This is a genomic window from Clostridium sp. CAG:265 (genome assembly GCF_000436575.1).
Lineage (GTDB): Bacteria > Bacillota > Clostridia > Clostridiales > Clostridiaceae > Clostridium > Clostridium lentum.
Window position 1 is genome coordinate 26,077 of the sequence record NZ_FR886589.1, and the last position, 11,368, is coordinate 37,444.

Here is an 11,368-nt window from a genome sequence, read left to right on the forward strand (position 1 = left end):
AAGTTAAATTATTTTTGAAAAAAAGAATAATTTAACTTTTATTTTTTAATGAATGGGGGTACAATGATAAAGATTAATAATATTAGGAGGAAAAACAATGAGCGAAAAAGAATTAGATAAATGTGGATGTGGAGATAGCTGTGGATGTGGAGATAACCACGGACATGATGGATGTGGATGTGGTTGTGGAGAACACGAACATGAACACTTTGTAATAGATTTAGAAGACGATAACGGAAATATAATTTCATGTCCAATCGTAGATGCTTTTGAATATGAAGAAGCTGAATATGTTTTAGCTCAAAATCCAGAAGATGACTCAGTATACTTATTTAAATCATTGGAAAATGGTGAATTAACAGTACCAGAAGAAGCTGAATTTGATAAAGTTTCTAAGTACTACGAAGAAGTATTAGCAGATCAATAATTTACAGTGCCCCTTAGTGGGCACTTTTTTTAGTATTAATACATTTACTTTTTTATACCAAAATGATATATTTTAACTATAATTAATTAAAAATATAGGTTGACTTATAAGGTATTAAAGTTAACTTTAACGAAAGAAAAAAGGTGTATAAAATGAAGTATGCAGATTTACATATTCATTCAAGTTATTCTGATGGTGCATATACTCCTGAAGAAATAATAGATATTGCCAGGAAAAATGAAGTTAAATGTATATCTATAACTGATCATGATTCTATTGGTGGCCAGTATATTAATAGCAAAGGGATAGAAGATATTAAAATTATTTCTGGAATTGAGCTCAGTGCGGAGTATAATGAAATGGAACTACATATTTTGGGGTATTGTATTGATGTAAATAATGAACGGTTAAGAGAAAGTGTTAAGATGCTCAATGATAAAAGGTTAGAGAGAGTGCAGAAAATAATAACTAACTTAAAAGAATATGATATACAGTTAAAAATTGATGAGTTGTATAAAAATAACAACGAAACTTTGGGCCGAAGTCATATAGCCAATGCTATGGTGGAAAAGGGGTATTTTGCTAATTATAAACAAGCGTTTCAAAGCTTTTTAATCAAGGGAAAGCCAGGTTATGAAAGAGGGTTTAGATTGTCATATAAAGAAGCAATTGATATAATAAAAAGTGCTGGTGGAGTGGCTGTACTTGCTCATCCAGGACAGATTTATAAACGTATGGAAGTGGAAAAGATTCTAAAAGAATTAAAGTGCTTTGGGCTTAGCGGAGTTGAGGTTTACCATCCTAGTCATGATAAGCGGGATAGTAATGAGTTTTACAATTTAGCAAAGAAATATAAACTTACCATTACTGGAGGAAGTGATTTTCATGGTGGAAGCACATATAAAGAAAATAACATAGGTAGTTACGGTCTAGATGAAATAATGCTAGATAAGTTTATGAAAAGTTTTAAGTAGTATGATATGGAGGATTGAGAATGAATTTATCGAAAAAAGCAAAAAGTATTTCACCATCAATAACTTTAGAGATTACAGGGAAAGCAAATGAATTTAAAGCTCAAGGCGTTAATGTAATGAGTTTTGCTGCAGGAGAACCAGACTTTAATACTCCTAAAAATATAATAGAAGCAGCAGTTAAAGCAATGGAAGCTGGACACACAAAGTATACAAAAACAGCAGGAATAGTTGAACTTAGAAAAGCTATATGTAAAAAATTGAATCAGGAAAATAATCTTAATTATGGTGAAGAGCAAATTGTTGTTTCTACAGGTGCAAAGCAAAGTTTAGCTAATATTTTTTTAGCTATTTTAAATGCAGGAGATGAAGTTATTTTACAAAATCCTTGCTGGGTAAGCTATACTGAATTAATCAAATTAGCAGATGGAGTGCCAGTAATAGTTGATTGTGACGAAAATAGTGGATATAAGCTTTCTGCAAAGAATATTAAAAAAGTGTTGACAAGTAAGACAAAAGCAATATTATTAAATTCACCACATAATCCAACAGGAATTGTTTATGATAAAAAGGAACTTGAAGAAATAGCAGAATTAGCTAAAAAGCATAATCTCATAATAATATCAGATGAAATTTATGAAAAACTTATATACGATGGAAAAGAACATGTTAGTATAGCAAGTTTATCAGAAGACTCATATGAAAGAACTATTGTCGTTAATGGTTTATCAAAAACTTATGCTATGACAGGATGGAGAGTAGGTTATACAGCATCGTCTGCTAAGTTAGCTAAGGTAATGAGCAATATTCAAAGTCATATGACGTCTAATGTATGTTCAATATCTCAATATGCAGCTCTAGAGGCATTGACTGGACCACAAGATAGTATTAAGATGATGAAGAGTGCTTTTGAAGAGAGAAGAAATTTTATGATGAAAAAGTTAGAAGGAATCAATGGAGTAAGATTCATTAAACCTCAAGGTGCCTTTTATATTATGGTTAATATAGAGTGCTTTATTGGTAAGAGCATAAATGAAATTACCATAAATAATTCTATTGACTTTGCAAAAATATTATTAGAAGAACAAAAGGTAGCTGTAATTCCTGGAGCGGCTTTTGGTTTAGAAAATTATATAAGATTATCTTATGCTACCTCTATGGAAGTTATAGAGGAAGGGTTGGAAAGAATTAAATTTTTTATAGGTAAGCTTAAATAAATTTTATATGATAATAAATTTATAAAGTTAAAAATAAATAACTTAATTAGAATAAAAAACTGCCAATTTTTAATCGTGGTTTTTTCTAATGTATACTAGTGAAAGGTAGAATGGCATGGAGAAATTAGCTTTATTCGATATAGACTACACTATAACAAGAAAAGAAACATTAATGGAATTTTATAAATATGTAGTAAGTAGGGATATAAAAAATATTAAATTTTTACCTAGAGCCTTATATTCTGGTGCCATGTATGGTATTGGAATATATGATGAAAAAAGAGTTAAAGAGTCATTTTTGAAGTTTATTGAAAATATAGAAGAAAAGGATTTAGCTATTTTAACAAAGGAATTTTACCATGATAGATTAAGTAATATTCTTTATAAAGATGCAGTGGAAATGATAAAAAAATTAAAAAACGAAGGATATATGGTGATTTTAATATCAGCATCTCCAGAGTTTTATATTAAGGAATTCTATGCAATAGATGAAGTGGATTTAATTATTGGAACAAGATTTAAATTTGAAAATGGTAAATTTATAAGAAGTATGGAGGGCAATAATTGCAAGGGACAGGAAAAAGTTCGTAGACTTAAGGATGTACTTAAGGAAAAAAATATACGAGCTGACTTTAAAAATTCTTATATGTTTTCTGATTCGTTATCAGATAAACCGTTGTTGGATCTTGTAGGTAATCCATATTTAATAAATTATAAAAAACAACATGAAATAGATATATTAAAGTGGAAATAACTCAATAAGTTTAAGTGATGAATATAAAGGTATATCAATGAAAAAGATGATATACCTTATTTTTTATATCCAAAAGGCGATATTTTAAATAAAATTAAAAAGTAATTAAAAATATATAAATATAATTTAAATTTAATTTGTATTATGATATAATTTAAAAAATAATGCGGTAATGGTTGTAATATTTTATACGATAATATAATTGCAGAAATTTAGTTGACAAGTATCTTATAAGGAGGTTTATATGAACGAGATAAGAATATTAGTATTTAAATTAAATGGTGAATATTTTGCAACAGATATAATGGAGGTTGAAAGAATATTAGGCAATGTTGGAACTACTAAACTTCCAGATTCACCTAGCTTCTTAGAAGGTATTATAAAGCATGAAGAAGAAGTAATACCAGTTATTAATTTATATAAAAAATTTGGTTTTAATAGCTGTAGTGTTGATTCAACAAATAAAGTTATTGTTGTAAAAAAAGAGTTAGGAAAATTTGGTGTTATAGTAGATGATGTTAATGAAGTAACTACAGTAAATGAAGAAGTAATAGATTATTCTTCATCTGTAGCAACTATAATTTCAAAAAAATATATTAAAGGTATTATAAAAGAAAAGCAAAATCTTATTATTTTATTAGATTTAAATAAGGTTTTGTTAGAAAAAGAAGAGGAGCTTGTGTTTGAAAGGGTGGAGTAAGGCACATGGAAGCAGTAAGAAAAAATGAGGTCAGAGTTGGAATTGCTGATGCTAAAATAATATCAGCGCCTAACAGTATTATGACCATAGGGCTAGGTTCTTGTGTTGGAATTGCATTATATGATACAGTGAAAAAAATTGCAGCACTTATACATATAATGCTTCCTGATAGTCATGCTTTTAAAAGTGTAACTAATCCGTATAAATTTGCAGATTTGGCTATTCCTTTAATATTAGAGGAAATGACAAAACGAGGATGTATTAAAAAGAATGTAGTAGCAAAGATAGCTGGAGGAGCTTCCATGTTTAAGTTTTCTGAGAAATCTATTAATAGTGATATAGGAAATAGAAATATTGAAGCTGTAAGAGAAGCGATTAGTAGAGAAGGAATAATTATAGCAGCAGAAGATGTTGGAGGCAGCAAAGGAAGAACAATGTTTGTTGAATCTGAAAGTGGAAAAGTATTAATTAGAATAGTGGGACAAGGAATTAAGGAAATTTAAATGGTTTACTGATTGATAGGAGGAATAATGGAATTTACAGAATTTCATAATTGGGTATATAAAGAAATTGGATTAAGCTTAAATTCATATAAGCCTACTCAGCTAAATAGAAGAATAGGAAGCCTTATGGAGAGAGTAGGTGTAAAAACTCTGGAGGAATATACTAAACTGCTAAAAGAAGATGCAGTTGAAAGAGAAAAGTTTATGGATCACATAACAATAAATGTAACAGAATTTTTTAGAAATCCAGAGTTTTTTGAAGCGTTAAGAAAAAATTTACTATCAGAAATAATTCCCAATAGAAATAATATTAAAATTTGGAGTGCAGGATCATCCATGGGGTGTGAGGCTTATAGTCTTGCAATGATGTTTGATGATATGAATGATAAAGTTAGTTACTCTATTCTTGCTACAGATATAGACAAAAATATTTTGGCAAAAGCAAGGAAAGGAGTTTATTCCGCAGCTGATGTTAAAACTTTGGATAAAAAATATTTAGATAAATATTTTAATAAATATGACGATAAATATATAGTAGATTCAAAAATAAAGTCAAAAGTAAATTTTAAGAGACATGATTTGATTTTAGATAGTTATGAAAAAGACTTTGATTTAATTCTTTGTAGAAATGTGATAATTTACTTTAAAGATGAAGTAAAACAAAAGATAATAGAAGATTTTATTAAATCTTTAAAGGTAGGAGGACTACTTTTTGTTGGAGCAACAGAAAGTATAAACACATATAAGACAAGTGGATTAGAAAAATTATCACCATTTATTTATAAGAAAATATAAGGAGGGTAAAAATTGGATACATCACAATATTTAAGTATGTTTTTGGATGAGTCAATGGATAATCTTCAAACACTTAATGAAGCGTTACTTAATTTAGAACAAAATCCAAATGACATAGAAATGTTAAATCAAATTTTTAGAGTGGCACATACTATTAAAGGTATGGCAGCAACTATGGGGTTCACAGCAATGGCTGAATTAACTCATAAAATGGAAGATGTTTTATCTAATTTTAGAGAAGGTAAATTAGAGGTAAGTGAAAATGTTGTTACAGTGCTATTTAATTGTCTTGATACCTTAGAAACTATGGTTAATAATATAGAAGCAGGGGTAGATGATGAAGTTGATGTAACAGATATAGTACAATCCTTGGGAAATATAGTAAATGGTAATGGGAAAGAATTAGAAGTTGTTGTTGAACATGGTGAAGAAGGCGGAAAAGAAGATAAGAAAATAAAGGTTGAGTTAAATCAATATGATATATCAATTGTAAGGCAAGCTATTAAAGGTGGATTTAACACTTTAAATGTTCAGATAAGATTAAGTGAAGAAACATTATTAAAATCTGCAAGAGCTTTCTTAATATTTCAAGAGTTAGAATCACAAGGTGAAATAATAAAATCAAAACCAACAATTGAAGATATAGAAACTGAAAACTTTGACTTTGATATTTATTTCCTTCTTGTAACTAAAAAATCTGCACAAGAAATCAGTGATATTGTTGAAAATATTTCAGAAGTTGTAAGTGTAACAGTTGAAGATGTAGATATAGATATTGAAGATTTAGAACAAGAAGAAGCGCAAGTTCAAAAATCTGAAGTGGTAGCAACTCCTGTTAAACCTAAAGATATTGCAACTAAAAAAGCTCCAGAAGTTAAGAGAGAACCTAGAGCTAACAACAAGAAGGCTCATCAGTCAGTAAGAGTAGATTTACAAAGAATAGATACACTTATGAATATGGTATCAGAACTTGTAATATATAGAACAAGACTTGAACAGATAGTTGTAAATAACAAATCACCAGAATTGGTGGAGACGTTAGAGCAAGTTGAGAGAACTACTTCTGATTTACAGGATTTAGTAATGAAGATTAGAATGCTTCCGTTAGATGTTGTATTTAATAGATTCCCTAGAATGATGAGAGATTTAGCTGTTGATTTAGGTAAAGAAATAGATTTTATCATTGAAGGAGCAGATACAGAACTAGATAGAACTGTAATTGATGAAATTGGTGAACCACTTATTCACTTATTAAGAAATTCTGCTGATCATGGAATTGAAAAGAAGGAAGATAGAATAGCAGCTGGAAAGCAAGTGCAAGGTACAGTTAAGCTAATGGCTTATCAAGAAGGTACAAAAGCTATCATAAAGGTTACTGATGATGGTGCAGGAATCAATGTTGATAAGATAAAAGCTAAAGCTGAAAAGGTTGGTATTTCTACATCAGGGCTTACTGAACAAGAAATAAAGAATTTAATATTCCATCAAGGATTCTCAACTAACGAAGTTGTTACAGATGTTTCAGGAAGAGGAGTTGGAATGGACGTTGTAAAGACTAAGATAGAAGCTTTAGGTGGAACAGTAGAATTACATAGTGAACTAGGAAAAGGTACATCATTTATAGTTACTCTTCCATTAACATTACAAATAATTCAAGCTCTATTAGTTAAAGTTGGAGAAGAAACTTTTGCAATTTCTTTAGGATTTATCGATAGAGTTATAGAGTTTAAAGATGAATATGTGAAACAAACTAATGGAGAAGAAGTGATTGTATATAGAGATAAAATTATTCCATTAGTAAGATTAAATAAAATATTAGGCATTGAATCAGGTTCAAGAGGAAAAGAGTATGTAATAATCGTTAAAATAGGCAATAAATTAAGCGGGTTATTAGTAGATTCTTTACTTGGACAACAAGAAATAGTTATAAAACCATTAGGAAAGATATTTAAAGATACTAGGGCTTATATAGGAGCAACTATATTAGGTGATGGTTTAGTAACGTTAATATTAGATGTTGGTTCATTGGTATAGTGATGAGGTGAGAACGATGGATTATAGAAACTTGAGTTCTATGCAGTTAGATGCATTGAGAGAAGTATTTAATATAGGTTCAGGAAATGCAGCTACATCATTGTCATTTCTTTTGAATAGAAAGATAGATATGGGGATACCCAATATAAAAATAGTAAGGCTAGAAGAGATTTTAGAAAATGACTTAAATAATGAGGTCATTGCAGTATTGGTAAAAGTCATGGGAGAAGCTCCAGGAAATATATTATATGCCTTTGATAAGCATGTTGCTAAAGAAATAATAGAAGCGTTAATTTCTAATAGTGATGTATTTAGCGATATAGGAATGTCTGCTATAGCTGAAATAGGTAATATAATAGCATCATCTTATATGAATTCCATTGTATCATTTACAGGGATTAAAATGATTGCTTCTGTTCCAGCAGTGACTCATGATATGTTTAATGCAATTCTGACCTCGACATTTATTGAGTCAGGTCAATATGATGATTATATTTTAGATATAGAAACATTATTTAAAGGGCACAATGGCCAAGATGTATTAGGACATTTTTACTACATACCGCAGCCAGGGTCTTTAGAAAATATATTGAAGCAATTAGGAATGGTTTAAATTTAGGAGGAATAGAAAAATGGCAAAAATATTAATAGTTGACGACGCAGCGTTTATGAGAATGATGATAAAGGATATTTTAACAAAGAATGGATATGAAGTAGTAGCTGAAGCAGCAAATGGAGTAGAGGCAGTAGAATTATATAAATCACATCAACCAGACTTAGTAACAATGGATATAACAATGCCTGAAATGGATGGAATAGAAGCAGTGAAACAAATTAAAGCAGTTAATCCAGCTGCAAAAGTTATAATGTGTTCAGCAATGGGGCAACAATCAATGGTTATGGATGCTATAAAGGCAGGAGCAAATGACTTTATAGTTAAGCCGTTCCAAGCAGATAGAGTTTTAGAAGCAGTTAAGAAAATAGTAGGATAATATTTTATAGCGGAGGAGTAGCTATGCAATTTATAATCTTTAGATTAGGTAGCGAATATTTTGCTACAGAAACTGAAAAAATACAAAATATAAGTGATATTATGCAAATAACTAAAGTTCCTACAGCACCTTCTTATATAAAAGGTCTTATTAATTTAAGAGGTAGCATCAAACCTTTAGTTGATATTGGTATGCTTTTAAATATTAAAAATCAAAGTGAAAATCAAAATATAATAATATTAAAACTTGATGAAGAAGAAGTGGGAATAGCTGTTGATGAAGTGATAGAAGTGGCAGATATAGATTTAAATATGTTGCAAAACACATCAATAGACAGCAAAGAATATATTAAAGGTGTAATAGAATTTAATAAATATTTATTAACTGTTATTGATATAAATAAAATTGTTAATATATAGATTTAGTAAAAAATAAGGAGGAATATTTATGGCGGAAGTACTATCTCAGGAAGAGATAGATGCACTTTTATCAGCTTTGTCATCAGGAGATGTAGAGCCAGAAACTATAGATTCTGTGGAAGAAGACATACATAAAGTGAAGCAATATGATTTTAAAACCCCACAAAAATTCTCCAAAGATCATATTAGAACATTAGAAAAGGTTCATACTAAATTTGCGAGATTAATAAGCAATTATTTAACTATGCAAACTCGTAAGAGTGTTAAAGTAAATGTAGAAAATGTTGAACAGGTTCCTTATGAAGAGTTCATAAGATCTATTCCAAATCCTACTATAATCTCATATTTTAAGTTACATCCAATGCAAGGAAATATAGTAATGGAATTAAATCCGGAATTTGGTTTTCAAATATTGGATTTACTTTTGGGTGGTTTTGGAGTTAAACGAGGAATAGATAAAGATTTAACTGAAATTGAAAAAAATATACTATCTAAAGTGTGCAGAGAAATTATTGAACAATTAGAATCTGGGTGGTCTGAAATAATGGAAGTAACTCCGGAGTTTGAATCATTAGATACAAATCCTACTGCAAACCAGACATTAGCACCAAATGAGCCTGTGGCATTAATAAGCTTTTTAGTGGAATTTGGAGAGGATAGTACATATATTAATTTATGTATTCCTTATTTAAGTATAGAAAAGCTTCTAGATAAGTTAGTAGTAGAATATTGGTTAAGAAGTTCTGATGATGAAGATGAAGAAGATTTAGTGGAAATTATTAAGGGAACAATCCAACCTGTAGAGTTAAAAATAAAAGCTGAACTTGGTAAGACTCAAATAAATGTTGAAGAATTTTTGGATTTAGTAGTTGGAGATGTACTAAAGCTAGATACTAAAACAATAGAGCCTATAAAGGTATATGTAGAAGATGAGTTATGCTACAGTGGAAAACCAGGAATTATTGGGAAAATGGCAGGAGTAGAACTTTTAGATACTATAAATAAGGATGTGAAAACAGATGAGTAATGGTTTTTTATCTCAAGATGAAATTAACTCATTATTAAATGGTGAGTTAAATAATGATAATGAAGTTGAAAATAATGAAGAATTATTAAGTGATTTAGAAAAAGATTTGCTAGGGGAAGTTGGAAATATATCTATGGGATCTGCTTCCACAGCATTATATCAATTACTTAATCAAAAAGTTAACATAACAACACCAGTAGTAACGGTGACAACAATAAAACAAATTAAAGAAAATTTTGACGTTCCTAATATAATACTAGATGTAGAATATGTTGAAGGTATTTCTGGAAGAAATATGCTGATGATGAAAATATCAGATGCAGCTGTCATCGCCAATTGCATGATGGGTGGAGATGGAAAAATAGAAAGTGATGAATTATCAGAAATAGAAATAAGTGCGGTGCAAGAAGCTATGAATCAAATGATAGGTTCTGCAGCAACTTCAATGGCTACTATGTTTGGCAGAAGAGTTGATATATCACCTCCTCAATCAACATTATGGGAAAGTAAAGAACAAAGTCTTTCAAACGATATTGAAGAAGAAGAAAAGGTAGTTAGGATTTCTTTTGATTTAGAAGTAGGAGATGTATTAAAGTCTAATATAATGCAAATATTACCTTTAAATACAGCAAAGAAAATTGTTTCTATTATGATGGGAGAAGAGCAAGTACAAGCTCCGGTGGATGCACCTGTAAGTGAGCCAGCACCAACACCGGCATCAGCACCTACTATGCCAAGTTCACCACAACCAACATATGAAGCACCGGTACATGGGCAGCCAGCATATCAACAGCCTGCATATGAAGCACCTGCAAATTATGCACCACCTATGAGTCATACACAACCAATGATGCAACCATCAGTGGAAGTGCAAAAGGCAAACTTTGCACCATTAGGGACAGAACACGTAAGAAAGTCTCATGATAATATTGATTTAATATTAGATGTTGCATTAGATATATCTGTTGTTTTAGGAAGAGCTAAAAAGAGTATAAGAGATATTTTAAATCTAGGAAATGGATCTCTTATAGAATTAAATAGATTAGCAGATGAGCCAGTGGAAGTACTTGTAAATGGCAAGGTTATAGCTGAAGGAGAAGTTGTTGTTATAGATGAAAACTTCGGAGTAAGAATTAATAACATTGTTAGTGGAGCAGACAGAATAAAGAGTTTAAGATAAGTAAAAATAAGAAAGACAGTATATAAATCTTATGATTATATGCTGTCTTATTTGTATTATATAAAAATATTAATGTATGTTATAATATTTATAATTTAATAATGAAGTTAATATTATTTAGATGTGAGGTGATATAAATGTCAAATTATTTAAAGGCTTATAAATACAGAATATATCCTAATTTAGAACAAAGAGAATATCTTGTTAAAACTTTTGGGTGTACTAGATTTATATATAATCAAATGTTAGCTGATAGAATTAAATCTTACGAAGAAAATAAAGATTTAGATATTAAAGCTATAAAATATCCTACACCAGCTCAATACAAGAAAGAATATGAGTGGTTAAA

Annotated in this window: 14 protein-coding genes; all 14 read left to right on the forward strand. The window is 29.7% G+C overall.

All coding sequences use genetic code 11. The annotated features are described in order from the left end of the window. Positions 1 to 97: 97 nt before the first annotated feature. Complete coding sequence (locus Q5O29_RS02510; RefSeq protein ID WP_022211441.1) at positions 98 to 427, forward strand: DUF1292 domain-containing protein; 330 nt, start codon at positions 98 to 100, stop codon at positions 425 to 427. 152 nt (positions 428 to 579) lie between these two features. After that, complete coding sequence (locus Q5O29_RS02515) at positions 580 to 1,401, forward strand: PHP domain-containing protein (RefSeq protein WP_022211442.1); 822 nt, start codon at positions 580 to 582, stop codon at positions 1,399 to 1,401. Between the two features lie 20 nt (positions 1,402 to 1,421). Beyond that, positions 1,422 to 2,615: a pyridoxal phosphate-dependent aminotransferase gene (locus Q5O29_RS02520; protein ID WP_022211443.1), complete on the forward strand. Its 1,194-nt coding sequence runs from the start codon at positions 1,422 to 1,424 to the stop codon at positions 2,613 to 2,615. A 115-nt stretch (positions 2,616 to 2,730) separates the two neighbouring features. Further along, a complete protein-coding gene (locus Q5O29_RS02525) occupies positions 2,731 to 3,369 on the forward strand; it encodes an HAD-IB family hydrolase (protein ID WP_022211444.1) in 639 nt (212 codons plus the stop codon). A gap of 244 nt (positions 3,370 to 3,613) precedes the next feature. Then, on the forward strand, positions 3,614 to 4,069 hold the full coding sequence (locus Q5O29_RS02530; protein WP_022211445.1) for a chemotaxis protein CheW: 456 nt from the start codon (positions 3,614 to 3,616) through the stop codon (positions 4,067 to 4,069). Between the two features lie 5 nt (positions 4,070 to 4,074). Continuing rightward, on the forward strand, positions 4,075 to 4,572 hold the full coding sequence (locus tag Q5O29_RS02535) for a chemoreceptor glutamine deamidase CheD (protein ID WP_022211446.1): 498 nt from the start codon (positions 4,075 to 4,077) through the stop codon (positions 4,570 to 4,572). A gap of 27 nt (positions 4,573 to 4,599) precedes the next feature. Beyond that, on the forward strand, positions 4,600 to 5,367 hold the full coding sequence (locus tag Q5O29_RS02540) for a protein-glutamate O-methyltransferase CheR (protein ID WP_022169234.1): 768 nt from the start codon (positions 4,600 to 4,602) through the stop codon (positions 5,365 to 5,367). Between the two features lie 12 nt (positions 5,368 to 5,379). After that, positions 5,380 to 7,401, forward strand: coding sequence for a chemotaxis protein CheA (locus Q5O29_RS02545; protein ID WP_022211447.1), 2,022 nt, complete (start codon positions 5,380 to 5,382; stop codon positions 7,399 to 7,401). 16 nt (positions 7,402 to 7,417) lie between these two features. Continuing rightward, positions 7,418 to 8,014: a chemotaxis protein CheC gene (locus Q5O29_RS02550; RefSeq protein ID WP_022211448.1), complete on the forward strand. Its 597-nt coding sequence runs from the start codon at positions 7,418 to 7,420 to the stop codon at positions 8,012 to 8,014. A 19-nt stretch (positions 8,015 to 8,033) separates the two neighbouring features. Then, the gene (locus Q5O29_RS02555) at positions 8,034 to 8,393 is read left to right on the forward strand and encodes a response regulator (RefSeq protein WP_022169231.1); all 360 of its coding nucleotides are present in this window, start codon (positions 8,034 to 8,036) and stop codon (positions 8,391 to 8,393) included. A gap of 23 nt (positions 8,394 to 8,416) precedes the next feature. Further along, positions 8,417 to 8,812, forward strand: coding sequence for a chemotaxis protein CheW (locus Q5O29_RS02560; RefSeq protein WP_022169230.1), 396 nt, complete (start codon positions 8,417 to 8,419; stop codon positions 8,810 to 8,812). A gap of 28 nt (positions 8,813 to 8,840) precedes the next feature. Next, positions 8,841 to 9,839: a flagellar motor switch protein FliM gene (gene fliM, locus Q5O29_RS02565; RefSeq protein WP_022169229.1), complete on the forward strand. Its 999-nt coding sequence runs from the start codon at positions 8,841 to 8,843 to the stop codon at positions 9,837 to 9,839. Further along, positions 9,832 to 11,019, forward strand: a complete 1,188-nt coding sequence (fliY, locus tag Q5O29_RS02570) for a flagellar motor switch phosphatase FliY (protein WP_022211449.1) — start codon at positions 9,832 to 9,834, stop codon at positions 11,017 to 11,019. Before fliM ends, fliY begins: the two co-directional genes overlap by 8 nt. Positions 11,020 to 11,156: 137 nt before the next feature. Further along, positions 11,157 to 11,368: helix-turn-helix domain-containing protein (locus Q5O29_RS02575; RefSeq protein ID WP_302631614.1), on the forward strand; the 212-nt coding region annotated here is incomplete at its 3' end.

What these genes read in the sequence shown, in the direction of transcription:
- Q5O29_RS02510 (WP_022211441.1), top strand. Translation starts at nt 98, where the DNA reads ATGAGCGAAAAAGAATTAGATAAATGTGGATGTGGAGATAGCTGTGGA.
- Q5O29_RS02515 (WP_022211442.1), top strand. Translation starts at nt 580, where the DNA reads ATGAAGTATGCAGATTTACATATTCATTCAAGTTATTCTGATGGTGCA.
- Q5O29_RS02520 (WP_022211443.1), top strand. Translation starts at nt 1,422, where the DNA reads ATGAATTTATCGAAAAAAGCAAAAAGTATTTCACCATCAATAACTTTA.
- Q5O29_RS02525 (WP_022211444.1), top strand. Translation starts at nt 2,731, where the DNA reads ATGGAGAAATTAGCTTTATTCGATATAGACTACACTATAACAAGAAAA.
- Q5O29_RS02530 (WP_022211445.1), top strand. Translation starts at nt 3,614, where the DNA reads ATGAACGAGATAAGAATATTAGTATTTAAATTAAATGGTGAATATTTT.
- Q5O29_RS02535 (WP_022211446.1), top strand. Translation starts at nt 4,075, where the DNA reads ATGGAAGCAGTAAGAAAAAATGAGGTCAGAGTTGGAATTGCTGATGCT.
- Q5O29_RS02540 (WP_022169234.1), top strand. Translation starts at nt 4,600, where the DNA reads ATGGAATTTACAGAATTTCATAATTGGGTATATAAAGAAATTGGATTA.
- Q5O29_RS02550 (WP_022211448.1), top strand. Translation starts at nt 7,418, where the DNA reads ATGGATTATAGAAACTTGAGTTCTATGCAGTTAGATGCATTGAGAGAA.
- Q5O29_RS02555 (WP_022169231.1), top strand. Translation starts at nt 8,034, where the DNA reads ATGGCAAAAATATTAATAGTTGACGACGCAGCGTTTATGAGAATGATG.
- Q5O29_RS02560 (WP_022169230.1), top strand. Translation starts at nt 8,417, where the DNA reads ATGCAATTTATAATCTTTAGATTAGGTAGCGAATATTTTGCTACAGAA.
- fliM (WP_022169229.1), top strand. Translation starts at nt 8,841, where the DNA reads ATGGCGGAAGTACTATCTCAGGAAGAGATAGATGCACTTTTATCAGCT.
- fliY (WP_022211449.1), top strand. Translation starts at nt 9,832, where the DNA reads ATGAGTAATGGTTTTTTATCTCAAGATGAAATTAACTCATTATTAAAT.